We start from the raw sequence: 26031 nt of genomic DNA, 5'->3' as shown, positions 1-26031 counted from the left end.
TCCATTCCGAACCCAGAAGTGAAACATACCAGCGCCGATGGTAGTGTGGGGTCTCCCCATGTGAGAGTAGGACACCGCCAGACTTCAAATAGAATAACCCCAGCCGATTGGCTGGGGTTTTTTTATGCCTGCTCGCCGTACGGGCGCACAATGCGCACGCTACGATGGGGGTAACGACCGTGCCACGTAGGTCGCGCATTCTGCGCGACAATCCACACCGCCCCGTGCGCCAAAGGCGCACTCTACGAATAAATCGAACGTTATATCCTAAATTCGCTGCTTTTATTTCTATATATCCATACTATTATTTATAAATTGATTGAACTTTAATTTATGTGTCGCGCATGTGGTCGTGAGTTGCAACAAAACAGCGTCGAGATAGTGAGGATCATATGAACAGAACACGGTCGGCAGGTTATGATGTGCTAATGATCATTATCCACTGGGTCAGTGCCCTGCTTGTATTTGGGCTGTTCGCACTCGGTTGGTGGATGGTCGACCTCACCTATTACTCTAATTGGTACACAACAGCACCTTGGTGGCACAAGTCCTTAGGTTTGTTTGTCTTGTTTGTCACCCTTTTCAGAGTGCTTTGGCGCTTTATCAAAGGCGCACCTGAACTTGATGGCTCGCGATTCGAGCGTAAAGCAGCCAAGTTGGGTCATTTCGTTATTTATCTCAGTTTACTCGCGGTTGTTTTTAGCGGTTACCTGATCTCAACGGGCGAAGGCAAGCCTATTAGCTTTTTTGACTGGTTTGACGTACCTGCGTTGCCGTTCCAATTAGAGCAGCAAGCGACACTCGCCGGCATTATTCATGAGTACATAGCTTACGCCTTAGTGATCCTAGCGCTGGGTCATAGCGTTATGGCACTAAAGCATCACTTTATTGATAAACGATCGACACTTGTTCGAATGATTAAACCGTAAGAGGGATATAAACTATGAAAACACAACTGTTAGCACTATCGGCGATAGTAGGCAGCGTATTAGCCGCTCCAGCGGTGGCAGAAGACTATGTTATTGATACTGAAGGGCAACACGCGTTCATTCAGTTTAAAATCAAACACCTTGGTTATAGCTGGCTACTTGGACGTTTTAATGACTTCGAAGGTAAGTTTAGTTATGACGAAGCCAATCCTAGCAATGCATCAGTTGAGGTAACTATTGATACCGCGAGCATTGATACCAATCATGCGGAACGCGATAAGCACCTTCGCAGTGACGATTTCTTGAATACCAGTGAGTACGCGGAAGCGACTTTCGTAAGCACGCGCTATGTTCCAGACAGTGACGATGCGAATGAAGGCACCTTGTACGGTAATTTCACACTTAACGGTGTAACCAAGGAAATTGCAATTGATGTAGAACAAGTTGGTGCAGGTGAAGATCCTTGGGGTGGCTTCCGTCGTGGATTCGAGGGTGAAGTCGACCTTACGTTGGCCGACTACAACATCGATTATAACTTAGGTCCAGAGGCAAAAGAGGTTGAACTCTACCTTTCTATTGAAGGTGTGCGTCAATAAGCTAGTTAGATTTGGCGGTTAATGCTTGTTTATAAGCATTAGCCGCTAACCTATTATCCCCCAACGCGGCGTACGCGTCTCCCATACGAACATAATCATCTTGATTACAGGCATTCAGATCGCTGAGCTTTTTTAACGCTCGCTGGGCAAGTGAATAATCTTTATTACCGAGCGCTAATACCGCAAGTGCACGAATGTATTCGCTGTCATTAGGTTTGCGTTTTAAATGCGACTGAACCCAGTCAATAATAAGCGGGTCTGTCCCTACTAACACATGCTCGTTAACACAGTCATTCAGATTAAGTTCGCCACGCTCTAAGCCATTCTTGACAACTTTGGTGCCCGCTTGATGCTGCCCATAGTAATTAAGTGCCTTAGCATAAGCTAAGCGTATAGCCGGTGTGCTGCGTTGCGTTCTGCTAAGGCTCTTCCAATCCTTGAAAAGCGCTTTTGAATCATTACGCGCAACACGAATAAAGTGCTGTAAATAGACCGATAAAACCAGTTGATTAAAGGCCTCTTGGGATAACTGCGATTGCTCTTTAATTTGATTTAAATGGGGCTGTAACTCATCTAAACGCTTTTCGCTTTTATAAAGGGCTATCGCTTCTGTCCATAAGTGAGGTGGGAACTCACCCCTATCCAGTTGCGCCTCAACTTGCTGAATTGTCAGTCCTTCAGTGTCACTATGACCCTGAATGGCGTGTTGTGTCGCCAAAAACTCATTGGCGGACTCGAACTCTTTACCTGCGGTATCAAGCCAATATTTAGCCTTGCCCTGCTCTCCGGCTTTATTTGCCGTGAATGCCAATAATGCCGCTAGATTCTCGGAGCGCTGCTGTTTATATAACAGTTCGAGATCGACCAAAGCAGACGTGTAATCGTGTTTCAGCATCGCCAGGATCGCTCGCTTCTCGCGCTGCTTTAATTTCTTCGCTTTACGTCGCGAAAACCACTGGCTTCCCGCGCGAGTCTTGCCCAGTAAAGCGGCAATTGCACTCACTACGATGCTTAATGCAAGTAATGCTAAAACCAAAAACACAATTAACCCAATGACCGTACTTTCTATGCTGTAGCCGGCAAAGTTAATGAGTATATAGCCTGCATTACCCGCTGAAATAGGACCGAGAATGGCTCCAGCGATCAATACGATAAGGACGTAAACCCACCATCTCATTGCAAACGTCCTCCAAGCTGACTGGCGGCTATTGCCAGTGATGACACTTCAGGTAATTCAGCGGCTTGTCTAATATTGCTATTTAATTCCTCAAGCTTTCTGATGACCCGTTGCTGCTTTGAACCGTCCGCCTTAATTTCTTTAATTAAGGCTGTTGCTTCGCTCAGCTTGGTCTTAGCTAGCTCAACCTGTCCTTTTAAAGCGGCGTTTTCGGCAACACTTAGGATTAAGTCCAACTGTTGTTGTTTTAAGACAAGGGTCTCTCTTGCTAAGACGGGCTCGACAGATTCAGTTGAGCGTTGCACGCGGAAGAAGTTGTCCATAAACGCGCGCCAATTATAGGCAAGATGTTCGCGCCAAGTGGTAGGCTCGCTCGCTTGTGTTGGTTCAACCGATAAGTTGCGTGTGGGTGTTTTATTGGCTAATGCGATAGCTTGACGTTTTGCCGTTGCAAGCTCGACCACCCATTGTGTGGCGTCGCTTTGTTGATAGTCGAGCAGTGCTTGCTTGTCTTCTTCAATCGCCTGACGGATTTGTAAAGCGCCCGATGACTCGATACCCGCTAACTGCTGATTAGCTATATCAAGCAATCTAATCGCCGTCTGTGTGTCAGCATTAAATACGGCTGAACGTGCCGCAGCGGCTAATGTTTGCTTCACTTCAAATAACCGCCACTCACGTATCCGCTGTGCTTGCTGTTGCGGTAACTGACTGGCTAATTGCTGCACCGTTTGCTGCTGTTGGTTAAGTTCTCCCTCAAGCTGCTGAAGGCGCTGACGAAGCTGATTCTGTTGACTATCGTCTGCATTTTGCTGGATTTGGCGTTGAGCCTGCTGTAAATCAGCCTGTAACTGTTCAAGCCGCTGCTGTGTTTGTGCCAACGAAGATTGACGCGCGTATTCGATAGTCGGCTCACTGGCTTGCGATGCTGATTCTGGCTCCGGCCAAAAGGGCAACTGTTTGTATGGCTGTTTTAAATAAATCCACGCCGCTAATACAATGATAGCGATCAGAACAACGATATAAAAAACGCCTTTTATGCGCGAACTTGATGCTTTCGGCGATTCTTGAGCGTCTGATGAACTGTTTTGTTCAGCCTCGTTAGCGAGTGTAGCTGACGTTTCAGGTGTATCTTTTTTATTATCTTTATCCATGTTCTATTATCGCCTCAATCATCTTACTCTCGGTTGCGCTGCCCGTGACAGAAATGGTGTTAGCAGCTACGAAGGGGATTAGGTCTCGAAGTCGCTCACTTGGCACTATCCAGTGGCAGCGTGATAACCAGCTCCCAGCCTCGCGTGGTAAGCTCGATAAAAAGTACCCTAGCTGTTCCGCGCTTGTCACTACGATTAGATTAACCGTATTCATCCACTGCGTCACTTGTTGCTCGTCACTAAATGAGCGTTTTACTCGTCGATAGACGTCAATACTGTCGACTTTAGCACCCCGAGCACGCAAAGTATCAAAAATTAAGTCACGCCCTTTTTCACCTTTCACAATTAACCATTGCTGCTTATCAACGCTTTTGAGTTCAGCGAGCGAAAGTAATGACTCACTGTCGTGTTTAAAAGTGGGGCAACAGGTTGATGCTCCGAACGTATTTGCTGCTAAACGAGCGGTTGATGGACCGACGGCAAACATTGGCGTGTTAGGTGAGAACGATAAGCCAGAGTGATTTGCAAATTTCACCGCATTTTTGCTAATCCAAATAACGCCGTGATAATCAGCATAGGTTTTGGGCTCAACAGCAATGGGTTCAATATCGATAAAGCTATGTTGAATAAACTCAATCGAGGATTGTGACAGCGCATCGGTAATACGCTGTTTCGAGTCATCGGGTTGCAGAATCAGCGCCTTAGTCGTGCTGGTCATACACCGCCTTCAAAATTTCGCCGGCACCCCGAGCGAGTAGTTTTTCCGCCAACTCGATACCCAATGCTTCGGCTTGCTCCACAGGCCCTTCTATTTGCTCGCGAATAACCTCGACACCATCCGGATCGCCGACTAACCCGCGTAAGTAAAGATGTTCACCCTCGACGATCGCAAAGGCACCAATTGGCACCTGACAACCACCCTGTAAACGTCTATTCATCGCTCGTTCAGCTAAAACGCGGTAGCGTGTGGTGGAACATTGAAGCGGCTCAAGTAGCGCTTTGATATGTTCATCATCACTGCGTACTTCAATACCTAATACGCCCTGACCGTTTGCGGGTAGAGAATCTTCAACCGGAATAAACGAAGTAATACGCTCTCCGAGCTCGAGTCGGATAAGCCCAGAAGCCGCGAGAATAATCGCATCAAACTCACCGTCGTCGAGCTTGCGCAAACGCGTTTGCACGTTACCGCGTAGGTCTTTAATCTCAAGGTGCGGAAACCGCTCTTTTACTTGGCAACGACGTCGTAAACTGCAGGTTCCGACGACGGCTCCCTTGGGTAATTCATTCAACGAGCTGTAATGGTTTGAGACAAACGCATCGCGCGGATCTTCACTTTCGCAGATGGTATGAAGTTCTAACCCTGGTGGAAACTCAACGGGCAAGTCTTTCATTGAATGCACGGCAAGATCAGCTCGCCCTTCTAACATGGCTGCCTCAAGCTCTTTAACAAAGAGACCTTTACCACCGATTTTTGCTAAGGGGGTATCGAGGATAATATCGCCCCGTGTGGACATCGGAACAAGCTCGATAGTGAGCTCCGGATAGAGGGCTGCTAAGCGAGCTTGTATATGTTCCGCTTGCCACATCGCGAGTTTACTTTTCCGCGTGGCAATTCTGACCGTCTTTGACATGTCTACCCCTTACTACTTAATGACATTTCGCTTTGGTGGTGCGATGATAGGCGCCACGAGCATATTCAATACAAAGATATAGTTTAGCGATGTTTAAGCGAAATGTAACCAAGCCATTGATTCAACTCTGCGTCATTTTGTCTAGTGTAAGTGCGCTAGCGGCCTGTGGTCAAAAAGGACCTTTGGAACCCGTGCCAATGCCAGAGCAAAACGAACAACAACCCCAGCAACCACAACAACCAAGTAATGCCAATGAGCCAGTTAAGTTATAAAGCAGCACAACTTCATATCGAATCCGTCGCTCTGCCGGAGTTAGCAGAGCGATTTGGTACGCCACTTTATGTTTATTCGAAGAGTCAGATCCTTGCCAACTGGGAGAAATTTCGTGCTTTTTGGCCGAGCCAACATAAGTTGTGCTACGCAGTCAAAGCCAACAGCAATTTGGCGATTTTACAGCTGTTGGCAAAACAAGGCGCGTGGTTTGATATTGTGTCTGCCGGCGAACTGAAACGAGTGCTTGCTGCAGGCGGCAAAGCTGGACACGTCGTTTTCTCGGGTGTGGCAAAATCAGAAGCAGAAATTCGGTTTGCGATAGAGCAAGGTATTGGATGTTTTAATGTTGAGTCAGCAGCTGAGCTCGAGCGCATTGAACAAGTGGCGCGGGCATTAAAAACCCGAGCACCGGTATCGCTTCGAGTTAACCCTGATGTCGATGCCAAAACTCACCCTTATATTTCGACGGGTCTAAAAGCAAATAAATTTGGCATCGCAATGGACGATGCGATGGCCGTTTTTCGCCGTGCGCACACACTTAACCATATTGAGTTACTTGGTGCCGACTGCCATATTGGCTCGCAAATAATGACCGATGCACCGTTTTTAGATGCAGCACAGCGCATGTTTAGTTTGTTAGAGCGCTTGCGAGATGAGGCGATTGAACTATCACATCTCGATTTAGGCGGTGGATTTGGTGTTGATTATCAGGGTGAACAAACGCTGGATGTGCAGAGCTACCTCGAGGGAGTTCTTGAATTGGCGCGTGACTATCCGCAGCTCACATTGATGTTAGAGCCTGGGCGGGCGATTGTTGGTGATGCGGGTATTCTAGTCAGTAAAGTCGAGTACGTGAAGCAATCCGACGATAAGCAATTTGTACTTGTTGATGCAGGTATGAACGACCTAATGCGGCCCTCGCTCTATCAAGCATGGCACGATATTTTGCCGGTACATGAACGTCCGGGCGTTGCTGATGCGATAGTGGATGTTGTTGGTCCTGTCTGCGAAACAGGTTGCTTCTTAGGGCACGCAAGGCACCTGAATGTGCAAGCGGATGACTTAATTGCAGTTAAGCATGCGGGAGCCTATGGGTTTACCATGGCATCAAACTACAATACACGCGTACGTCCAGCTGAAGTATTGGTCGAGGATGACCAAGTGTGGTTGATTCGTGAACGCGAAACGTTTGATGATCTGATCCGCGGTGAGCGGCTTATCGCTGAGGAGTAGAACGATGTTACTGCAGTTCTCAAAAATGCACGGATTAGGTAATGACTTTGTCGTAATCGATAATGTCACACAAAACTTTTATGTGAACCCTGAACAGATAAAGCAATGGGCTGATCGCCATCGTGGTATTGGCTTTGATCAACTATTATTAGTTGAACCGCCTTATGATCCTGACCTTGATTTTCATTATCGGATATTTAACGCAGATGGCAGTGAAGTTGCGCAATGTGGTAATGGTGCACGTTGTTTTGCTAAGTTTGTTAAAGCCAAAGGGTTATCCAATAAGAATCACCTGAAGGTCAGCACCAAAGCCGGCACTATGGTGTTACATATTGAGAAAGATGGACAAGTGACGGTCGAGATGGGCGAGCCTATGTTCGAGCCAGCAAGTGTTCCGTTTAAAGCGCAAAAACCTGAGCATACCTATGTATTACGCGTCGCAGAAGAGACTGTACTATGTGGCGTGATGGGGCTTGGCAATCCGCACTGTGTCATTGAAACCGCCGATGTGGATACGGCGCCTGTGGCGTCCTTAGGGCAAAAGATCGCTAAGCACGAACGATTTCCCGAGAGTGTAAATGTCGGGTTTATGCAAATCGTTTCGCGTCAGCATGTAAAGCTTAGAGTGTTTGAACGCGGTGTTGGTGAAACGCAAGCGTGTGGCAGTGGTGCTTGTGCGGCAGCGGTTATTGGTATGCAGCAGGACAAGCTCGATCGCCAAGTAAAAGTTTCTTTGCCGGGCGGGGATTTGATGATCCGTTGGCAAGAGGGTCAGGCCGTTAAAATGACCGGCCCCGCAACCCTTATTTTTGATGGACAAATGGTGATATGAACGATAACAATCAAGCGCTTGATGCGCCTGTCATTGATGACACGCTCATCCGCGCCTATTTGGAACAAAACCCCGACTTTTTTGAGCGTCATGATGACCTGTTAAACAGTTTGACGGTCTCGCATGCGCGCAAAGGCAGCATTTCGTTAGTAGAAAGGCAGCAGCAAAAACTGCGCGAACGTGTCAATCAGCTCGAGGAAGAAATAACCGAGTTAATGATCAATGCCCGTCGTAATGAGGCGATCTTTAAAGCGTATAGCGAACTTTATGTTCAGCTTTTAAAAAGTCAGACATTGCAGCAAGCCATTGATGCTTTGCGCGTCACATTTGAGGAAGATTTGGGATTATCTGCCCTTACACTTAAGCTTTTTGATAGTCCCATTGAAATCAGTGATCAATTGGTTTTTGCTGCCGACACTCACCGCCAATTATTAAGTAAACGCTTTGATGATAGTCCGATCTACCTCGGGCGCTTAACCGAGCAAGAGCGTAAACTGTTATTCCAAGATGAGACCGTACACTCTGTGGCGCTGATGTCGCTGGGGGATCAAGGTGAAGTGGGAATGTTTGCGGTCGGCAGTGGTCAACCGGATCATTTTGAACCAGCAATGGACCCGCTGTTAATTAACCAATTACAGGCCTTGTTAAGCGCACTGTTACCGCGTCTGTTAGTTGATAATGAAGCTGCATGAGATTCAAAGTACGTGGTTACAGCAGCTTGAAGGGGAGCGCGGATTAGCTGAGTTAACCATTAAGAACTATCAGCGTCTAACGGGCGCTGATCTTGCACAGCTTGAACGGCAAGGCGTTGAACAAGCAAGCCAGTTGACTCGTCCGTTATTTGAGCGGTTATTGGTCGGTTGGCGACGCGAAGGGTTAGGCGAACGTTCGATTGCCCTGAAGCTGTCGGCGTGGCGAACATTCGTTCACTACATGCTGGATTACCAGCACCTGAGCGACGATCCATTGAGTGGATTAAAAGCTCCTAAAATACCTAAAAGGTTACCTAAAAACCTCGATGTTGACAGCATCTCCCATTTATTAGAACTTCCTCTGGACGACGAACTTGCTATTCGCGATTCAGCGATGATGGAGTTGCTCTACTCCAGTGGCTTGCGCCTCGCAGAACTCGTTAGTTTGGATATGGATAGTATCGACCTTAGATACGGCCAGCTTCGCGTACTGGGTAAAGGCAGCAAAACGCGAATAGTCCCAGTTGGAAAAGTCGCCATCAAAGCCATTCAGCGCTGGTTAAAGATACGTGCAAACTGGCTTGGCGCTCGCCCTGAAGTGGCATTGTTTATTAGCCAAAGAAATCAACGCATCAGCCAACGGACAGTTCAGCAGCGTTTAAACTACTGGGGCAAGCAACAAGGCGTTGTGGGAAATTTACACCCGCATAAACTACGGCATTCGTTTGCTTCGCATATGTTGGAATCCAGTGGTGACCTCAGAGCCGTACAAGAGTTACTCGGCCACGCGAACTTGTCGACTACGCAAGTCTATACACACTTAGACTTTAAACGATTGGCGGAAGTTTACGATTCGGCTCATCCACGCGCAACCAAGGGTAAGAAGTCCTCATGATTCGTTTCCATCGACGCTTTCATCTGCCAAAAGTCATTAGTTTTGATTTAGATGACACTTTGTACGACAACGTTCCGATTATTAGACGCACCGAAGAACGAACTCACTCACTCATCACTGAACGTGTACCTGCGACGCGTGAGTGGGACATTGAGCACTGGCGGCAGCGCCGCTTGGACTTAATGCAGCGTGATAATGCCTTAGCTGACAACATGACGGCACTGCGGCGTGCCACGTTGCTACAAGGGTTTCGGGAGCTTGAGATCGATGATGCGGAAACGGTAACCGATGAGATTATGGATGCGTTCCTCGCCTTTCGTAGCGACTTTAGTGTTAGCGAAGAAGTGCACGACTTGCTCGCGCAATTGTCCGCGCGTTATAGCCTTGTAGCTGTAAGTAATGGTAATGCCGATGTAAAGCGCATTGGTATTGGTCAGTATTTTAAGTTAGCTCTACAACCGACCGAAGATTTTCGGGGAAAACCGAATACAGATATGTTTGACCATGTACAGCGAGCAATGGACTGTCATGCTGATGCGATTCTGCATGTCGGTGACTCACCTCAATCAGACGTGTTTGGCGCTCACCGTGCGGGTATGCAAAGTGTTTGGTTAACCAGCGGTTTGGGTGAGCCACAACAGTTGCGTGTGCTACCGACAGTAACCATCGATAATTTACAGGAGCTGAGAGCCTTACTCCTATAAGATAACTGGTTGCTTATACAGTATTGGATCATTACACTGAGCCTCATTCAGTTTGCCAAGGAGTCATGCATGAGCACGCACCCGTTAATTTCCGGATTAAATGAGAAACAAGCCAATGCCGTAAGCGCAGATGATCGGCCTATGTTGGTGTTGGCGGGTGCCGGTAGCGGAAAAACGCGAGTGCTCGTGCACCGGATCGCTTGGCTAATCCAAGAGCGTCGCTACTCGCCTTATAGTATTCTTGCTGTGACCTTCACCAATAAAGCGGCATCAGAGATGCGCGGACGTGTTGAGCAACTGCTAGGGTCGTCCGTCAGAAATATGTGGATTGGTACCTTCCATGGCTTGGCTCACCGTTTATTGCGTGCTCACTACATGGATGTGGGGTTGCCGCAGAACTTTCAGATTTTAGATAGTGATGATCAGCAGCGCCTAGTAAAACGCTTGATTAAATCAATGAATTTAGACGAGAAGCGTTGGCCAGCGAAGCAAGCTCAATGGTATATCAATGGCAAAAAGGATGAAGGCTTAAGAGCACAACATATTGAAACCTTTGATCCTACTGAGCAGACCTTAAAGCAGATTTATGAAGCCTACCAAGAAAGTTGCGACCGTGCTGGTTTAGTGGATTTTGCTGAACTGCTCCTGCGGGCACATGAGCTATTACGTGATAACAAAACCGTGCGCGAGCACTACCAGAAACGGTTTCGCCACATTTTAGTGGACGAGTTTCAAGATACCAACTCGATTCAATATGCCTGGATTCGTTTGTTGTCAGGTCAAGACAATATCGTCACAATTGTTGGCGACGATGATCAGTCAATATATGGCTGGCGCGGTGCTCGCGTGGAAAATATCCAGCAGTTTTTAGATGATTATCCTGCCGCAATAACGATTCGCCTTGAGCAAAACTATCGCTCTACAGGCAACATTTTACGTGCAGCAAACTCAGTTATTGCCAACAACGCCGAGCGGCTTGGTAAGGACCTTTGGACCGATGGTAACGAAGGTGAACCTATCAGTTTGTATGCTGCATTTAATGAAATGGACGAGGCGCGCTACATTGTCGGCCGTATTGAAGAATGGCGTGACCAAGGCAATGCCCTACAAGATGTTGCCTTATTGTATCGCAGTAACGCCCAGTCGCGGGTGCTTGAGGAAGCACTTTTGCATGCGCGTTTACCCTACCGAATTTATGGTGGATTACGGTTCTTCGAGCGACAAGAAATTAAGGATGCGCTTGCGTACTTACGCTTAGTCAGTAATCGCGACGATGATGCAGCGATAGAACGCGTCATTAATACACCCACGCGCGGAATCGGTAATCGCACACTTGATATTATTCGCCAGACGGCACGTGAGCAGAAAAAGTCGCTTTGGCAAGCCGCTGCACAACTAGTCGATGAAAAGCAACTCGCGGGTCGAGCGCGTAACGCTGTTGCCAGTTTTATTGAGCTTATCAACACGATTGATGATGAGACTGAGGACTTCACCTTGGGCCGCTTGAGTAATGAAGTGATCTCGCGTTCAGGATTACTTGCCATGTACGAGGCGGAAAAGGGTGAAAAAGCAGAAACACGGGTTGAGAACTTAAAAGAATTAGTCAGTGCCTGCGAAAACTTTACGCAAGATGAGAGTGAGGAAGATCTCACGCCATTAAACGCATTTTTAGCGCACGCGGCGCTAGAAGCAGGCGAAGAACAAGCCGATGAATACCAAGATGCGGTGCAGTTGATGACGCTGCATAGCGCAAAAGGTCTTGAGTTTCCGATGGTCTTTATGACTGGGGTCGAAGAAGGTGTATTTCCCTCTCAGCAGTCAATGGACGAACCGGGTCGCTTAGAGGAAGAGCGTCGGCTGTGTTATGTCGGAATGACACGGGCGATGCAAAAACTGGTTATCACATACGCCGAACAACGTCGCATCTATGGGCAAGATTTCTTCCACAAAGTAAGTCGCTTTATTAGTGAAATGCCAGCGGACGCATTGCATGAGGTGCGTCTGCAAACTCAGGTGCAAAAGCCGACAAGTTATGGTCGTTTTAACACGGGTGCCAGTCATGAAGCGTTTGAGCAAACCGGGTTTTCATTGGGTCAGCGTGTTCGCCATGCGAAGTTTGGTGACGGTACGGTGCTGAACTATGAGGGCACCGGTCCACAAAGTCGTATCCAAATTAATTTTGACCAAGTTGGCACCAAATGGCTGGTGGTTGCCTACGCCAAGCTGGAAGCTTCGACAAATTAGTTGATCGACATGAGTCATCTAGCCGTAAGTCATAATACACTCTTAATGAGGAGAATATTATGAAACGCAGTGCAAATGCAGTTTGGAAAGGCAGTATTAAAGAGGGCTCGGGTGTTGTATCGACCCAGAGCGGTGTCTTAGATGAAACACAATACTCATTCAAAAGCCGTTTTGAATCGGGTAAGGGTACTAATCCAGAAGAGCTGATTGGTGCTGCTCACGCGGGCTGTTACGCGATGGCGTTCTCGTTGATGCTGGGTGAAGCTGGCTACGAGCCGAACGCGATTGATGCAAAGGCTGAAGTCAGTCTAGTAGAAGCGGACGGTGGCTTTAAGGTCGATAAGATTCATTTAACGGTTCAAGCTGACATTGATGGTATTGAACAGGACGAGTTCGAGAAGCTCGCTGAAGATGCCAAAAAAGGCTGCCCTATCAGCAAGCTTCTCAATGCAGAAATTACCATGGAAGCCACGCTTAACTAATTGGCTCCTGCACCGCTGACTTTTTAAGGCGGCGATTACGCTGGCGCTGTAACACCGAATCAAAGGTGTATAGCGCCAACGCACTCCAAATAATCACAAATGTAACGAGTTTGCTTTCAGCCAATGGTTCGTCATACAAATTGACCGCCAAAATAAACATCAGGCTCGGCGCGATATACTGGAAGAACCCCAGTGTTGCATAACGGATACGTTGAGCGGCCGCGGTAAAACACAACAAAGGAATCGTAGTCACTAAGCCAGCTGCCATGAGCAGCAGGTTAAGTTGCCACGAGTTTGCCGTCATATCTGCACTCGGCGAATCTGCGAAGAACAGTAAATAACCCAGCATCACAGGCACCAGCAGGGTGGTTTCCAGCCACAGTCCAGAAATTGAATCGACGGGTAAGCGTTTTCTTATTGCACCATAAATCGCGAAGCTACTCGCCAACGCAAGTGCTACCCAAGGCACTGAGCCGAAAGTCACAACTTGGATACCTACACCGACAATCGCTAAACCAATGGCAAATAACTGTAACCGACGCATCTTTTCTTGAAAAAATGCCATACCAATCGCCACGTTTAGTAACGGATTAATATAGTACCCTAGACTCGCGTCTAACATATGATTGGCGTTCACCGCCCATATGAACAGAAACCAGTTACCACCCAATAAGCAAGTCGCTATCGTCAGCCGTAGCATCATTTTAGGCGATCGAATAATCGGTTTTAGGCGATGCAAACGCTTAAGGCCAACAATCAAAATAAATACCAACAGAAATGCCCAAATAATTCGGTGCGCTAAGATCTCGAACGCAGGCACTTGCTGTACTGATTTAAAGTAAATGGGTGCGAAACCCCAAAATGAATAAGCGGCAAGCGCGAAGAAAACGCCCTGCCGTGCTCGAACTGCATCTTCGGTCATGATGTTACCTAGTGATTACCCGACGAGATAAGTGCCTGTACCAAAGGCGATATGCGTACCGTCTTCATTATGAAGTTCCATGCGGGCCACGGCAACCTTGTTACCCGAACGGATAATTGAGGCATTTGCAATAAATTCTTTACCACGGCCTGGTCGCAGGTAATCGACCCGAAGATCAATGGTGCCACAACGACTCAAACGTTCCATAAGATAATGCTCGGAAGGCTCTTCTAAACGTTCGATCATACCCGCAATCGCGACCAGTCCGCCGGCTGTGTCGAGTGCGGTCGCGGTTACACCGCCGTGTAACATTCGTTGCGGTACGTTACCCATTAATGGCTCTTGCCAACGAAACTTCACTTGGCCGCGCTCAGGGGTAAACTCAGTAATTTCGAAGCCAAGTAACTTTTGAAAAGGCACTTGCTCGTTCATAAAAGCAGATACGCGTGTGAGAATTTCTTGGGTATTCATTATTTATCATGGTGCTAAGAGACTAGGACGCTTACAATAGAGCGATGCGAATCATTAAGTCAACAACAGCTAGCCGATTTTATTATGACGTTAAGTGAAGCTCAGCCGACAACATCGAGCCTGCAACAAACGCTTGCTAAAGTGTTCGGGTATACCGAGTTCCGAGCGGGTCAGGAAGCCGTTATCGAGCATTTGCTTGAGGGGCGTGATACGCTCGTGCTGATGCCGACAGGTGGCGGTAAATCACTTTGTTATCAGTTGCCTGCGGTGCATCAACCTGGGCTTACTGTGGTCATATCTCCGTTGTTATCCTTGATGCAAGATCAAGTGGAAGCGCTACAAGCGATGGGCGTTGCAGCCGAAGCGTTGCACTCTGGGTTAACCTCCGAACAGTCGCTTAATGTATTGCGGCGGTTACAAAATAGCGAAGTTTCACTTCTATATGTCAGCCCCGAACGAGCACTCCAACATGCGTTCATCGAACGTCTACAATCCTATCAGCCACGCTTTATTGCGATTGATGAGGCACATTGCATCAGCCAGTGGGGGCATGACTTTCGACCAGAATATGGTCAGTTGGGGCAGTTGCGTCAGGTGTTACCCAACGTGCCGTTCATGGCGCTTACTGCGACCGCCGATGCAGCCACACAGCAAGACATCATTGAACGATTAGGTCTACGTCAGCCTTACTGTCATCGTAGTTCGTTTGATCGCCCTAACATTCGCTATGTAGTGCAAGACAAGTATAAGCCTTTTAAGCAAGTCAAAGACTACGTGCGCAAACAGAAGGGCGCTGCCGGTATTATTTATTGCGGTAGCCGCAAAAAGACCGAGGATATTGCCGAAAGTTTACAGGATGCTGGCGTTAGAGCTGCGCCTTATCACGCAGGTCTTGCGAGTGAACTTAAAGAGACAACGCTACGACAGTTCCTGCGCGATGATTTGGATGTGGTCGTCGCGACGGTGGCGTTTGGTATGGGTATTAATAAACCCAACATCCGTTACGTGATTCACTTTGATATTCCCCGTAGCATCGAATCCTATTATCAAGAAACAGGGCGTGCTGGACGCGATGGTTTACCGGCAGAGGCGTTACTGTTGTACGACCCAAGTGATGCACAATGGATACGCCGTATTCTCGATGAACATGATAACGAGCACCGAGGCATCGTCGAACGTCAGAAATTTTCTGCGATGCAAGCGATGGCAGAGGCACAAACCTGCAGGCGTTTAGTATTACTTAATTACTTTAATGAGTTCTCTGAAAAAGAGTGTGGAAACTGCGACTTATGTCTCGATCCGCCGACCCGCTTTGATGCCCTTGAGGACGCACAAAAAGCCTTGAGCTGCGTTTATCGCGTGGGTCAGCAGTTTGGTATCTCCCACGTGGTCGAAGTGTTACGTGGCTCAAAGAACCAAAAAGTGCTCGAGCACCACCATCATGAGTTAACCACTTATGGGCTCGGTCGTGATCAAACGCATGAATACTGGTACTCGATTCTACGCCAGTTAATTCACCGTGGCTTTTTGGTGCAAGATATTCGCCGCCATGCCGCCTTACAATTAACCGAAGAGGCACGTCCTATTCTGCGCGGCGAAAATACGTTAGAGCTTGCAAAGCCGCGGCTTAACTTGACGTCAAGTCAGAGCAAAATCACTGATCGCGGCGACTACAATAAAGTGCTATTTAGACGCTTGCGTAAGTTACGAAAAGATATTGCCGACAAAGAAAGTGTGCCGCCTTTTGTTGTATTTAATGACAATAGTTTGGTAGAAATGTGTCAGAAGTATCCAACATCAGCGCCCGAAATGTTGATGATTAGCGGTGTTGGTCAAGTGAAGTTAGAGCGTTATGGTGAAGCGTTTATTGATGAAATCGAGGCATTTCTCACGCTAAGCTCAGAGAAGGACGTTCTGGATGGATGAGGTCATTACATTAACTAAACTGCCAAACAGCGACACTGACGCAGCAATAGATGCTTGGCTAGCCGATGTGTGCCGTATAGCCGAAGCAACGGTTAAAGAGCATGAATGTAGTGCGGATTTATGGAGCTGGCGCCTTGCAATAGCAAATAAGCATTGGTTATTGCATTATTCTTCTTTATGCGAGGCGGCGTGGTTAGTACCACTTGAGGGAACAGAGCAATGGGTCGAAGCAAGGATCAAGGATTTATAGGATCATGAAATTCGCTAAACCAAGCGGGTTTTTCTTGATCGTTGTCACTTTGATGTTGTGGCTACAAACGGCCACAGCCAACGATATCGTGACAGTTTCCGCGCAAACCGATCGTCTGAATCTGTCTCAACACATGACCTACCGAGTGCTGCCAGCAAACACTTCGTTGCAGCAGTTAGATATTGACCGAGCTCGTTACTGGCAGTCCTTTAGTGACTTAAAAAAGAGCGCCCAAGCCAACGCTGATACCACAGTGTGGGGACTGACGATGCTTTATAATCGCAGTGCGATTAATCAATCGTTTGTCATTGATCTGGGTGGCTCGTACATAAAATATGCACAAGTATTTGTCATCGACCGCGACAGCGAGGTGATTGACTCTGCTGATGTGCGCTTCAACGATGGCTTAATTCAGCGTCCGTATCTTGCACAACAAATGATGATACCTATTGAGGTGCCCGCGCGAGCCACTGTTCGTTTATTGGTCTCAGTTGAAACACCGCCTGAGTACGTCAACCCGATAAAACTATGGAACCCAGGTTCGTTACAGTTGCACTTGCAACAGAAACAGACGGCGTTGGGTATTAATGTTGGTTTAATGGTGTTGATAGCGGTAGCCGCATTTAGCATGACACGCGGTAATCGGCGCCGATTACAATTGAGTATTGCGTTTGTGTGCGTCAGTTTAATTCTTGTCGTGTTATTGCATAGTGGGCTGTGGATCACTTACTTCTCACCGTTAAAACCCAGTATTGCCCAATTACTTGTGCCTTATTCGCAACAATGGCTTCTCGTTATGCTGAGCTGGGCAAGTGTGGAATTGTTCAGTCGACCAGCACGGCAGTCAAACCTTGTTCGTTCGTTGGTGATACTGACGATCGTCTTTACCATAAGTGCGGTATTGCAACCTTGGTGGTCAGGTCTACGAAGTCCTTGGTGGCTTGCCTTTCAAAGTAGTCTGCTAGTTATTATGGATCTACTGGCGGTATTTTTTGTCACATCAAGTCGCGCACGCAACCGAGCATTCTGGGAAGCTTCATTACTCACGACCCTAACCGTGCTGACATGGTTGATTATATGGCCGACGATGGCGGCGACTTGGGTTGGGCAAAATACTATCGTGGTGTATTGCGCCATTACAGCGGTCTTACTCGCCTTGTTGATTGCCAACTTTGAGCGGATATCTGAACAGCTTGGACAAAAAGTACATCGCTTGAAAACTGCTAACATATCGATTCGTCGCCGTATGCGGCTTTTTCAACAACGTAGCTCAGAGGGATGGTTTGAGCTCGATCGAAAAATGCAGTGGTCACGCGCAAATAGGCCATTTTTAAGTATGCTCGGTTGCACGAACAAGCAGATGCTCGTCCAACACTGGCCCACTGCAGATGAGTTATTCGGCGATGCCGCACTAAGCTGGCGCGAGCCTGGACGTTCTGAACCGTGGCAACAACTGGTCAATATCACGCTGATAAACGGTCAACGGCGGTGGTTCTCTGTGGCTATTTATCCCGATGGCTTGGGTCATGCGATGGATGTATCGAAGCAAGTGGATGCAGAAATGCAGCTTAATTACCTTGCTAAACATGATTCACTCACCGGTTTATTAAACTTTGACGAGTTTAAGCGTGTTTTTCAGGCACAGCTCGATAAGCAAAAGCCCTGCACGATCATGTTAATTGATATCAAAGGGTTTGATGTACTCTGTGATCAGGTGGGCGGACATCACCGCGACCAAGCGTTACTGCAACTGATTTTGCAGATGAAACAGAAAGCACCGCAAAATGTTCGGTTGGCTCGTTACCCAATGAATGGTGTGGCGTTACTGGGACCGGAGGATGAGCAAGCGGTATTCGCGCTGTGTTATCAGTTGGTACAAATTGTACGTGAGTTTAGGTACGGTACTGAAGGGCGAGTGTTCCAATTTACCGCACATGCAGGTATGGCCGTTGCCAAAGATGCGCAGCTACGGATTGCAGAGCGCCTTATCAGGCAGGCAGAGGACGCCGAGAAGATAGCTCAGCAGTTGGGTGACTTTAAAGTCTACAGCGCGACCGCGGATGATCACCGTCGATTACAGACCCGGGAAGAGCGACATTGGGAAGATCGCTTACGCAGTGCGTTGATGAATCAAGATTGGCAGGTATTCCGGCAGCCCATACTGAGTGCCTCGATTGAGCAGGACAAGCACTGCTACGAAATTTTGTTGCGGTTACCTAATGACGACACCCTCGAGCCGGATGAGGCGATTGCACCGCAACAGTTCTTAAAAGCGGCCGTGCAAGCTGGCATTATGGGCAAAGCGGATAGATGGTTATTCCGAGAATTAATTGAGCGATTTGAAGAACAGCCTTTCGAGGCAACTCGCACTTGGCGGTGTCATGTCAATCTATCGCAGCAAAGTCTAGAAGATGCGGACTTTATCAACTTTATTGAGTCGATGGTTGAGCATTCTAACATTCAACCTAAGCAGCTGATGTTTGAGGTAGCTGAGCCGATTGCGAACGAGCGCTTTGAGGAAACGTACCGATTGTTTAAAGAGTTAAAAAGGTTAGGGTTTGGTACGGCGATCGATCAATTTGGCACAGGCTTTAATAGCTTCCGCTTGCTCAAACACTTGCCACTCACGCAAGTTAAAATTAATCGGTTTTGGGTGCAGAATATGTTGCTCGATCCAACCGATGCTGCGTTGGTAGAAAGCTGTATTCGTATCGCTAAAATTAACCAGGTCGAAGTGACGGCTGTCGGCGTTGAGAATGACGAAACACGTTCGTTACTGACTAATGGGAATGTGGATTACTTACAAGGTTTTGCCTGTGGGAAACCCACGCGCTGGTGATATAAAGAAGGGCAGCGATATGCTGCCCTCTGCTCAACTAATGTTATTTTGCCCAGGGAAAACAAAATAGATTAGCTTTCGCTTTTGACTCGATTCTCAAGTAGTTCTTTTGGCGAACTACCAATATCGATGCGTTTAGGTTTCATCGCTTCTGGAATACGTTTTACCAAGCCAATGGTGAGTAAACCATTTTTAAGCGCTGCACCTGTTACCTCTACGTGTTCAGCCAGACTAAATTTGCGTTCGAATGCTCGGTTGGCAATGCCGCGATGCAGATACTCACGTTGCTCGTTTTCTTCTGCTTTCTTGCCTGTGACACGTAATACACCGTTTTCGACTTCGATTTCTAGGTCATCGTCTTCAAAGCCTGCGACAGCGATAGTAATCGCGTATTGGTTATCCGCTACACGCTCAATGTTGTAGGGAGGGTAGCCGCTTGCGCTGGTGTCTGAACGAAGTGCTGCGTCAAGTAATGATGCCATGCGATCAAAACCTACACTGCTGCGATACAGAGGACTTAAATCTATAGTAGCCATAGTCATTCTCCTTAGAAGCAATAACTGTTTAATTTTCGATTAAAAAGGCACAAATCATTGTCGCCTTTACTTAGGGTGACTCTCGCTGAGACCTCACCCTTAACTCTTTAATAGGGACTGACAATATTCAATTCAAGTGTTCAAAGAAAAAAATTGCATCTTAGTAAGCAACCCTTTTAAATGAACATAGGATGAATCAATGGGTACTGCTGTGGACGACACGCTTTGGCAATGGATTGAATTGACGGATTACGAAACACCCAGTGTGCCAACCACCATGTTGGCGCAGCGGTGGTGGCAGAAAACGCTACAGACACTGAAGCCCAACCGAGTCGATGTTTCATCCTCCAGTTCAACAGAGAGTGAGCCCGTGCAAGCGGAGTTTGAGTTTGCGTACGATCCTTTACTCGGTGCGCTCGACACGTTACTCGACACCCAGCGTCAGAACGACGTGCGCATCACGTGGCTAGTATTACCACCCAACTCGCCGGCTTGGAACGCGGTGGATGAATGGACAAAGCGTAATTCATGGCAACAATTGACAGTGCCGCAGCGTGATCAGCTGTTGACTTCACAGCCCGTAGACGAGGTACACCTACCATCAGAACCTTGGATAATGACGGATTTATCACGTGGGTTTATTCGCCATCCGTTGGGCATGCGTTGGTTGCAGTCATTTTTAAAAACCACCTTACATGCAGCGGATGCTCCGGGCCTAGTCGTGTGTGGAAGCTGGCTTTACTACTACCTAGAGAAGACACATGGCGGTCTGAATAGGCAAGCATTTACATTGCGGCCCTTTGATACAGACCACTTGGTGACCAGTCAGCTTGCGGTCAGTCGTGCACATGCTAAGCGATTACTCGCCGTTAGCGAGGGTAATCCGGGCGTTGCCGCAGCGTACCGAAATGCGTTTCCAGTCTCTGCTGACGAGACAGAAATTGTTTTAGAAATACCGCGAGTCCCCACTGTTCATGGTGAGATTTCGACTTTTGTGTTGTATGCGTTATTGCTACACGGCGGACTTAGCACGTTTTTATTGACTGAAGTACTCAAGAGCGTGGCGCCCAACCTCATCGAGCATTGCTTAAACTTGCTGCGGAGTCACGGAATCGTGAGTTATCAGGATGACTGTTGGAAGGTGACTGAGCTGGGCTACCCAGCGGCTAAACAGTTTTTGGCACAACGCGATTTTAATTGGACGCCGTGTTAAGGGCAGGATTTTATGGACACAGAAAAAATCAGGGATTTGTTTAAGACGGTTGACTCAAGTGCGATCGTTGAGGTTGTGGCTATCGTGTTGGTCGCATGGTTAATTGTGTTTTTAAGCCAACGATTATTGCCGCGCTTGGCGAACCTATTCCACAGTAAGAAGCGTCTATATACGCTGGCACTCATTCCGTTAATTCGACTCATCGTTGTCGTCATCGCGCTAGTAATGATAGTGCCTATTTTTATCGAGCCTACATTACAAAATATGGTCGCAGCACTAGGGGCATTGGGCTTAGCCATCGGCTTTGCTATTAAAGATTATGTTTCGAGCTTGATAGCAGGGATCGTGGCAATTCACGAAATGCCCTACCGCCCGGGCGACTGGGTCACTATTGATGGTATTTACGGTGAGGTCGCGCATATTGGCTTACGAACGGTTGAACTGGTTACCCCTGACGATACTGTGGTGGCAATGCCGCACGAGAAAATTTGGCAAAATGCGGTGCTCAACGCTAATAACGGTGGACCTTCACTGATGTGTGTTGCTGAGTTTTTCTTAACGCCAGAATCGAATGGTTTGTTGGTGAAGGAGGCGCTTGAGCAAGTAGCATTTACCAGCCCCTACCTGCAAATTCATAAGCCTGTTGTGGTTACGGTAAACGAAGAGACGTGGGGAACGCGTTATCGGTTAAAAGCGTACCCTGTTGATCCGCGCCAACAGTTTAAATTTATTACGGATCTGAGTTTACGTAGCAAGCAGCGTTTACTCGATCTCGAGGTACAATTTGCTAAGGTCGAGACGGCTAAATCACATTAAATGACAGGTTTGTTAATCCGTTTTTGAACGATCACTGTAAAACTAAAGACGATATTAATCAGTAACGTCAATTTACAGAGCCGCGAGACCTGCAAAAATGAACTCAAACTATGAGCATGTATTAATTCTTGAGGATGATGCGGTTACCGCGGAACACCTTTCTAAAATCTTAGTGAAGCAAGGTATAACTCAAGTCACACGCTTTGAAAGCGGCTTTGATGTGTTACATGAGGTTGAGCATAAACAACATCCTGACTTAATTCTATGTGACTTGCGTCTGTCTGATATGGATGGCTTGCAGTTTGTTCGCTTCTTAACCGAAACCCATTATGAGGGTGATATTGGATTCATCAGCGGCAACGACAGCCGTGTGTTGGATGTGGTTCAGCAGCTTGCTCGTTCGCTGGGTTATTCAGTGTTAGGCGGAATGACAAAGCCCGTCACACCGAATCAAGTCGTACGCATGTTAATGGCGCGTCCTATCAATGAAGCCAAGCAACAACCGCATTCGATTTACTCGTTATCCGCGAATCAAATTATTAAGGGTATTCGAACGGGTGCGTTGGTGCCTTACTATCAACCGAAAGTGGATATCAAAGATAGCCGAGTGATTGGATTCGAATCACTCGCGCGTTGGCATGATAAGAAAACCGATAAAATCTTATCTCCTGCAACCTTTATTCCGGTCGCTGAGCGATTTGGCATTATCAGTGAGTTGAGTTTAGCCTTTCTCAAAGCGGTGTTGAGCGACTTTAACCAGTTTCAAGCGTTTGATGAAAAAGTCACGGTTGCCGTGAACTTTAGTATCGATACCCTGAGTGACCGTCATCTGCCCGATATGCTTATCGATTTGCTACGTGAGTACAATGTCTCTCCGTCTCGCATCGTGATTGAGGTTACCGAATCGCGGCTCGCCAATGATCGCATTAATGTTTTAGAAGCGTTAGCGCGTCTGCACCTAGCAGGTTTTAGGTTATCAATTGATGACTTTGGTACGGGGTATTCGTCGCTTTATCGGCTAAAACATACACCGTTCGAAGAGCTCAAATTAGACCGTTCGTTTGTTCAAGATGCGGTTAATGACAACTCTGCCAAAGCGGTCATTCGATCGTCGATGCAGCTCGCTAATGAGCTTAATATGCAGGTTGTTGCTGAGGGTGTAGAAACCGAAGCAGAACAGCAGCTAGTCGATGATATGGGCTGCGGCATAATGCAAGGCTTTCGCTTTGCTAAGCCGCAACCCATTGAGCGCGCTTTTAATATTGACTGGCCTCTTCCTCCAACGTCTCCGGTAGAAACCCACCCGACTGATGACGCCAGAGTTTAGCGTAGAGACCCTCTTGCTCAAGCAGTTCGTCGTGACTTCCTTGCTCAATGATGCGCCCTTTATCCATTACGATCAGCTTATCCATGGCAGCGATAGTGGATAAGCGGTGAGCAATGGCTATCACTGTCTTACCTTGCATCAACTGATACAAGTTGTCCTGGATGGCATTCTCGACCTCAGAATCTAAAGCGGAGGTCGCCTCATCAAGGATAAGCAGTGGTGCATCTTTCAGCATCACTCGCGCGATAGCGATGCGTTGGCGTTGACCACCTGACAGCTTAACGCCGCGTTCACCGACATGTGCATCTAAGCCGCGCCGTCCTTTAGAATCCTCGAGTTGCTCGATAAACTCATGGCAATGGGCGCGTTTAACCGCGAGCAACAATTCTTCCTCTGTTGCATCGGGGCGACCATACAGGATGTTGTCGCGCACCGAGCGATGCAGTAACGAAGTGTCCTGAGTCACCATGCCGATATTGGCACGCAATGTATCTTGTTGCACTTGGCTGATATTTTGACCATCAATGGTAATGGCACCTTTTTCAACATCGTAGAAACGAAGCAGTAAATTTACGAGAGTTGATTTGCCCGCACCTGAACGGCCCACAACACCGATTTTTTCGCCCGGCTGGATAGTTAAGTTAAAATCTTCCATCACGCCTGAGCCCTTGCCGTAATGAAAACTGACGTGATTAAACCGAATGTTTCCGTGAGGCACCTTAAGCGGCTGCGCATCAGGGGTATCGACGATGCGCTGTGGTACTGCGAGTGAGCCTATACCATCTTGTACGGTACCAATACTCTCGAACAATGTAGAAAGCTGCCACATCACCATTTGCGACATACCAAACAGACGTAACACTAAGCCGATCACTACAGCGACTGCGCCTAGAGAAACCCAATCGCCCTGCCAAAGTACAATTGCGGTGGCGGCAGAACCAAAAAGCAGGCCACAGTTAATGAAGTATAAAAAGCCATAGAGCTGAGTGACGAGGCGCATTTGCGCATGCACGGTTGTAAGAAATTCACTCATACCCTCTTTGGCGAAACTGGCTTCACGCTGAGCATGGGAAAATAACTTTACTGTTTGAATATTGGTGTAGGAATCAACAATGCGTCCTGTCATGACAGACCGTGCGTCGGCCTGCAAGGCAGAGACTTGGCCTAGTTTAGGTACGTAGTAGCGCAAAAGAATCGCGTACAGTACGAGCCAAATAGCTAACGGCAGCATCAGACGCCAATCAGCGGAACCAATAATGACGAACATGCCAATAAAGTACACCACGACGTAGTTGATGATCTCAATAAACGACATGATGCACTGCCTTACCGCAAGCGATGTTTGCATGAGTTTAGTGGCTACCCGACCAGCGAACTCGTCTTGGTAATAGCTCATCGACTGCTTCATCAGATAGCGATGCCCTTGCCAACGGATTCGCATGGGAAAGTTACCCAGCAGCGTTTGGTGAGTTAGCATCGAGTGTACCCAAACCAGCAGCGGTAGGCCGATCAGCACCAGAGCACTCATCCACACCAGAGGGACAAATTGATCTTGAAAAATGGTCTCGCGGTTTTGCTGTGACAACCAATCGACTATTTGTCCTAAAAAGCCAAACAGCCAGACTTCCGCAACCGCGATGCCCGCCATAAACAATGCAGTCATTATTAAGTAAGGGCTCGAACCCTTGGTAAAATGCCAGCAAAATGCAAAGAACCCCTTAGGCGGCTGAGTGGGCTCTTCCTCGGGAAACGGGTTGATACGACTTTCAAACCATTTAAACAACATCGATTGAACTCCAGGGTGATTATTGACCGAGGTACCGGTTTAGCTCTTGTCGCCACGTCTCTGTCTGAATAATAGCTAACAGCTCGCGGTTGATGGATTCGCGCAATGCACTGCCTTGCGGCAAAACGAACCCATAATCTTGAGAAAGCACGCGGTCGGGTAATACACGTACGTTATTATATGACTGTGTGCGAATTTGATACCGAATAATGGGTTCATCATAAACCACGGCATCGAGTTGACCGCGGTTTAACTTCGCAAGTGCGGTATTTAAGTCAGTTACCGACTCATAGCCGATGTTTTTATCGTCTAACCACCGTGCGGTTGCTGACACACCAATGGTTGCAACGCGTGCGTTGCCAAGATCCTCAACGCTCGATACTTTAGATTGAAACTTGGAGACTGTCAGTGACGAGGCAATGCTTGCCGTGAAGCTTGAAATAATAATGACACAGGTAAACATCCAAATCAGGCTGACGGCGCGACCACCAAGACTGCGGGGTGACTTATCACCGTAACCAACGGTCGTCATCGTGACAGCGGCCCACCAAAAGCCAGCGCCCAGTCCTTTGAGTGGCTGCTCGGAGAACTCATCGGGGTTTTCTTTGCGTTCGAAGTACCAAACCAGCGCGCCCGCTATAAATAATACCAACGACAGAATCATTATGATGTAGAGAAAATCAAACGAGACAAAGCGTTTGGTCATCGCCCACCAGGTGGATTCGTTATTGACGGGGACAGCAATGGCTAACCCACCGTTGATAAATGGCTGGCTGAAGTCTAAGCGTGACTCGCGAGCAGATGTAATGGTTAATGCACCCAGACCTAAATCATAGTCTCCGCGCTCGACACCGGTAATAACCTCTTCTAATGGTAATGGGTGCAGCTCATAGGTGACGTTTAACCGATCTGCGATGTCCTGCCATAGCTGGACCGCCAGCCCTTTATATTGCTGGTTACCATGCTCGATGACAAAAGGCGCATTGACGCGCACAGCGACTTTGAGTGGTTGTTCGGACTCTAAATTGGTTTCCTGCTGTGCGAATGCGGATGAGGATATGAGCACGGCGATAAACGCGAAAACAAAATGACGCATGTGA

At 47.7% G+C, this 26031-nt stretch carries 25 protein-coding genes and 1 rRNA gene; 17 read left to right on the top strand and 9 right to left on the bottom strand.

The annotated features are described in order from the left end of the window. From rrf to DFP83_RS10675, 3 genes are all read left to right on the top strand, one after another. Positions 1–83 (top strand): 5S ribosomal RNA (rrf, locus tag DFP83_RS13815); the annotation flags it as partial. Between the two features lie 309 nt (positions 84–392). Then, positions 393–929: a cytochrome b gene (locus DFP83_RS10680; protein WP_110575555.1), complete on the top strand. Its 537-nt coding sequence runs from the start codon at positions 393–395 to the stop codon at positions 927–929. A gap of 14 nt (positions 930–943) precedes the next feature. Continuing rightward, on the top strand, positions 944–1525 hold the full coding sequence (locus tag DFP83_RS10675; RefSeq protein WP_110575553.1) for a YceI family protein: 582 nt from the start codon (positions 944–946) through the stop codon (positions 1523–1525). A 1-nt stretch (position 1526) separates the two neighbouring features. On the opposite strand, the gene DFP83_RS10670 is transcribed toward DFP83_RS10675, so the two are convergent. Genes DFP83_RS10670 through hemC form a run of 4 tightly spaced genes read right to left on the bottom strand, consistent with a single transcriptional unit; the run spans position 1527 to position 5490 of the window. Further along, positions 1527–2702 carry a heme biosynthesis HemY N-terminal domain-containing protein gene (locus tag DFP83_RS10670; protein WP_110575551.1) on the bottom strand — a complete coding sequence of 392 codons (1176 nt, stop codon included), beginning with the start codon at positions 2700–2702 and terminating at the stop codon, positions 1527–1529. Then, positions 2699–3856, bottom strand: coding sequence for a uroporphyrinogen-III C-methyltransferase (locus DFP83_RS10665; protein ID WP_110575549.1), 1158 nt, complete (start codon positions 3854–3856; stop codon positions 2699–2701). The genes DFP83_RS10670 and DFP83_RS10665 overlap by 4 nt, the downstream gene beginning before the upstream one ends. Then, entirely contained in the window at positions 3849–4574 is a 726-nt protein-coding gene (locus tag DFP83_RS10660) for a uroporphyrinogen-III synthase (protein WP_110575547.1), read from the bottom strand. The genes DFP83_RS10665 and DFP83_RS10660 overlap by 8 nt, the downstream gene beginning before the upstream one ends. After that, positions 4558–5490 carry a hydroxymethylbilane synthase gene (hemC, locus tag DFP83_RS10655; RefSeq protein ID WP_110575545.1) on the bottom strand — a complete coding sequence of 311 codons (933 nt, stop codon included), beginning with the start codon at positions 5488–5490 and terminating at the stop codon, positions 4558–4560. The genes DFP83_RS10660 and hemC overlap by 17 nt, the downstream gene beginning before the upstream one ends. Positions 5491–5579: 89 nt before the next feature. On the opposite strand from hemC, the gene lptM reads away from it, so the two are divergent. The 8 genes from lptM to DFP83_RS10615 all read left to right on the top strand — a co-directional run bounded on the left by lptM (position 5580) and on the right by DFP83_RS10615 (position 12845). Then, positions 5580–5762, top strand: a complete 183-nt coding sequence (lptM, locus tag DFP83_RS10650) for an LPS translocon maturation chaperone LptM (protein ID WP_110575543.1) — start codon at positions 5580–5582, stop codon at positions 5760–5762. Further along, on the top strand, positions 5743–6996 hold the full coding sequence (gene lysA, locus DFP83_RS10645) for a diaminopimelate decarboxylase (RefSeq protein ID WP_110575541.1): 1254 nt from the start codon (positions 5743–5745) through the stop codon (positions 6994–6996). Before lptM ends, lysA begins: the two co-directional genes overlap by 20 nt. A gap of 4 nt (positions 6997–7000) precedes the next feature. Further along, entirely contained in the window at positions 7001–7828 is an 828-nt protein-coding gene (gene dapF / locus DFP83_RS10640) for a diaminopimelate epimerase (RefSeq protein WP_110575539.1), read from the top strand. Continuing rightward, positions 7825–8520 carry a DUF484 family protein gene (locus tag DFP83_RS10635; protein WP_110575538.1) on the top strand — a complete coding sequence of 232 codons (696 nt, stop codon included), beginning with the start codon at positions 7825–7827 and terminating at the stop codon, positions 8518–8520. The genes dapF and DFP83_RS10635 overlap by 4 nt, the downstream gene beginning before the upstream one ends. Further along, positions 8507–9415 (top strand): tyrosine recombinase XerC, encoded by a 909-nt coding sequence (locus tag DFP83_RS10630; protein WP_110575536.1) that lies wholly within the window; start codon positions 8507–8509, stop codon positions 9413–9415. The genes DFP83_RS10635 and DFP83_RS10630 overlap by 14 nt, the downstream gene beginning before the upstream one ends. Next, entirely contained in the window at positions 9412–10119 is a 708-nt protein-coding gene (locus tag DFP83_RS10625; RefSeq protein WP_110575534.1) for an HAD-IA family hydrolase, read from the top strand. The genes DFP83_RS10630 and DFP83_RS10625 overlap by 4 nt, the downstream gene beginning before the upstream one ends. A gap of 69 nt (positions 10120–10188) precedes the next feature. Continuing rightward, a complete protein-coding gene (gene uvrD / locus DFP83_RS10620; protein WP_110575532.1) occupies positions 10189–12363 on the top strand; it encodes a DNA helicase II in 2175 nt (724 codons plus the stop codon). A 59-nt stretch (positions 12364–12422) separates the two neighbouring features. Next, on the top strand, positions 12423–12845 hold the full coding sequence (locus DFP83_RS10615; RefSeq protein ID WP_110575530.1) for an OsmC family protein: 423 nt from the start codon (positions 12423–12425) through the stop codon (positions 12843–12845). Here the strand turns inward: DFP83_RS10615 and rarD are convergent. Further along, entirely contained in the window at positions 12838–13767 is a 930-nt protein-coding gene (rarD, locus tag DFP83_RS10610; protein ID WP_110575527.1) for an EamA family transporter RarD, read from the bottom strand. The genes DFP83_RS10615 and rarD overlap by 8 nt on opposite strands. A gap of 15 nt (positions 13768–13782) precedes the next feature. Further along, positions 13783–14238 (bottom strand): thioesterase family protein, encoded by a 456-nt coding sequence (locus tag DFP83_RS10605; RefSeq protein WP_110575526.1) that lies wholly within the window; start codon positions 14236–14238, stop codon positions 13783–13785. A gap of 84 nt (positions 14239–14322) precedes the next feature. Between DFP83_RS10605 and recQ the strand changes: the two genes are divergently transcribed. From recQ to DFP83_RS10590, 3 genes are read left to right on the top strand one after another with little or no spacing between them, the layout of a single operon-like run. Beyond that, the gene (gene recQ / locus DFP83_RS10600) at positions 14323–16164 is read left to right on the top strand and encodes a DNA helicase RecQ (RefSeq protein WP_110575524.1); all 1842 of its coding nucleotides are present in this window, start codon (positions 14323–14325) and stop codon (positions 16162–16164) included. Then, positions 16157–16414 carry a DUF3630 family protein gene (locus tag DFP83_RS10595; RefSeq protein WP_110575522.1) on the top strand — a complete coding sequence of 86 codons (258 nt, stop codon included), beginning with the start codon at positions 16157–16159 and terminating at the stop codon, positions 16412–16414. Before recQ ends, DFP83_RS10595 begins: the two co-directional genes overlap by 8 nt. A 4-nt stretch (positions 16415–16418) precedes the next feature. Then, positions 16419–19253, top strand: a complete 2835-nt coding sequence (locus DFP83_RS10590; protein ID WP_110575520.1) for an EAL domain-containing protein — start codon at positions 16419–16421, stop codon at positions 19251–19253. A 71-nt stretch (positions 19254–19324) separates the two neighbouring features. On the opposite strand, the gene DFP83_RS10585 is transcribed toward DFP83_RS10590, so the two are convergent. Continuing rightward, positions 19325–19789 carry an Hsp20 family protein gene (locus tag DFP83_RS10585; protein WP_006954656.1) on the bottom strand — a complete coding sequence of 155 codons (465 nt, stop codon included), beginning with the start codon at positions 19787–19789 and terminating at the stop codon, positions 19325–19327. Between the two features lie 199 nt (positions 19790–19988). Here DFP83_RS10585 and DFP83_RS10580 point away from each other — a divergent pair, with 199 nt between their 5' ends. The 3 genes from DFP83_RS10580 (at position 19989) to DFP83_RS10570 (ending at position 23145) form a co-directional block, all read left to right on the top strand. Beyond that, a complete protein-coding gene (locus DFP83_RS10580; RefSeq protein WP_110575519.1) occupies positions 19989–21002 on the top strand; it encodes a hypothetical protein in 1014 nt (337 codons plus the stop codon). A 12-nt stretch (positions 21003–21014) separates the two neighbouring features. Then, positions 21015–21818, top strand: a complete 804-nt coding sequence (locus DFP83_RS10575) for a mechanosensitive ion channel family protein (RefSeq protein WP_110575516.1) — start codon at positions 21015–21017, stop codon at positions 21816–21818. A 97-nt stretch (positions 21819–21915) separates the two neighbouring features. Beyond that, a complete protein-coding gene (locus DFP83_RS10570; protein ID WP_110575514.1) occupies positions 21916–23145 on the top strand; it encodes an EAL domain-containing response regulator in 1230 nt (409 codons plus the stop codon). Here DFP83_RS10570 and DFP83_RS10565 read toward each other — a convergent pair. Next, complete coding sequence (locus DFP83_RS10565; RefSeq protein ID WP_110575566.1) at positions 23075–24928, bottom strand: ABC transporter ATP-binding protein; 1854 nt, start codon at positions 24926–24928, stop codon at positions 23075–23077. The two genes, DFP83_RS10570 and DFP83_RS10565, sit on opposite strands and share 71 nt — an antisense overlap. Before the next feature lie 22 nt (positions 24929–24950). Beyond that, positions 24951–26027: a transporter substrate-binding domain-containing protein gene (locus DFP83_RS10560; RefSeq protein ID WP_110575512.1), complete on the bottom strand. Its 1077-nt coding sequence runs from the start codon at positions 26025–26027 to the stop codon at positions 24951–24953. Positions 26028–26031 lie beyond the last annotated feature (4 nt).

Source organism: Idiomarina fontislapidosi, from assembly GCF_003226255.1.
Taxonomy (GTDB): Bacteria; Pseudomonadota; Gammaproteobacteria; order Enterobacterales; family Alteromonadaceae; genus Idiomarina; species Idiomarina fontislapidosi.
This window is presented reverse-complemented; position numbering and strand designations above follow the sequence as displayed.

Bases quoted from the DNA above. Each gene is read 5' to 3' on its own strand.
- rarD (WP_110575527.1), bottom strand. From the start codon at position 13,767: ATGACCGAAGATGCAGTTCGAGCACGGCAGGGCGTTTTCTTCGCGCTT.
- dapF (WP_110575539.1), top strand. From the start codon at position 7,001: ATGTTACTGCAGTTCTCAAAAATGCACGGATTAGGTAATGACTTTGTC.
- DFP83_RS10670 (WP_110575551.1), bottom strand. From the start codon at position 2,702: ATGAGATGGTGGGTTTACGTCCTTATCGTATTGATCGCTGGAGCCATT.
- DFP83_RS10680 (WP_110575555.1), top strand. From the start codon at position 393: ATGAACAGAACACGGTCGGCAGGTTATGATGTGCTAATGATCATTATC.
- DFP83_RS10625 (WP_110575534.1), top strand. From the start codon at position 9,412: ATGATTCGTTTCCATCGACGCTTTCATCTGCCAAAAGTCATTAGTTTT.
- DFP83_RS10635 (WP_110575538.1), top strand. From the start codon at position 7,825: ATGAACGATAACAATCAAGCGCTTGATGCGCCTGTCATTGATGACACG.
- DFP83_RS10560 (WP_110575512.1), bottom strand. From the start codon at position 26,027: ATGCGTCATTTTGTTTTCGCGTTTATCGCCGTGCTCATATCCTCATCC.
- recQ (WP_110575524.1), top strand. From the start codon at position 14,323: ATGACGTTAAGTGAAGCTCAGCCGACAACATCGAGCCTGCAACAAACG.
- DFP83_RS10615 (WP_110575530.1), top strand. From the start codon at position 12,423: ATGAAACGCAGTGCAAATGCAGTTTGGAAAGGCAGTATTAAAGAGGGC.
- DFP83_RS10570 (WP_110575514.1), top strand. From the start codon at position 21,916: ATGAACTCAAACTATGAGCATGTATTAATTCTTGAGGATGATGCGGTT.
- DFP83_RS10675 (WP_110575553.1), top strand. From the start codon at position 944: ATGAAAACACAACTGTTAGCACTATCGGCGATAGTAGGCAGCGTATTA.
- DFP83_RS10630 (WP_110575536.1), top strand. From the start codon at position 8,507: ATGAAGCTGCATGAGATTCAAAGTACGTGGTTACAGCAGCTTGAAGGG.
- DFP83_RS10590 (WP_110575520.1), top strand. From the start codon at position 16,419: ATGAAATTCGCTAAACCAAGCGGGTTTTTCTTGATCGTTGTCACTTTG.
- lptM (WP_110575543.1), top strand. From the start codon at position 5,580: ATGTTTAAGCGAAATGTAACCAAGCCATTGATTCAACTCTGCGTCATT.
- uvrD (WP_110575532.1), top strand. From the start codon at position 10,189: ATGAGCACGCACCCGTTAATTTCCGGATTAAATGAGAAACAAGCCAAT.
- DFP83_RS10585 (WP_006954656.1), bottom strand. From the start codon at position 19,789: ATGGCTACTATAGATTTAAGTCCTCTGTATCGCAGCAGTGTAGGTTTT.
- DFP83_RS10605 (WP_110575526.1), bottom strand. From the start codon at position 14,238: ATGAATACCCAAGAAATTCTCACACGCGTATCTGCTTTTATGAACGAG.
- DFP83_RS10660 (WP_110575547.1), bottom strand. From the start codon at position 4,574: ATGACCAGCACGACTAAGGCGCTGATTCTGCAACCCGATGACTCGAAA.
- DFP83_RS10575 (WP_110575516.1), top strand. From the start codon at position 21,015: ATGGACACAGAAAAAATCAGGGATTTGTTTAAGACGGTTGACTCAAGT.
- lysA (WP_110575541.1), top strand. From the start codon at position 5,743: ATGAGCCAGTTAAGTTATAAAGCAGCACAACTTCATATCGAATCCGTC.
- DFP83_RS10595 (WP_110575522.1), top strand. From the start codon at position 16,157: ATGGATGAGGTCATTACATTAACTAAACTGCCAAACAGCGACACTGAC.
- hemC (WP_110575545.1), bottom strand. From the start codon at position 5,490: ATGTCAAAGACGGTCAGAATTGCCACGCGGAAAAGTAAACTCGCGATG.
- DFP83_RS10665 (WP_110575549.1), bottom strand. From the start codon at position 3,856: ATGGATAAAGATAATAAAAAAGATACACCTGAAACGTCAGCTACACTC.
- DFP83_RS10580 (WP_110575519.1), top strand. From the start codon at position 19,989: ATGGGTACTGCTGTGGACGACACGCTTTGGCAATGGATTGAATTGACG.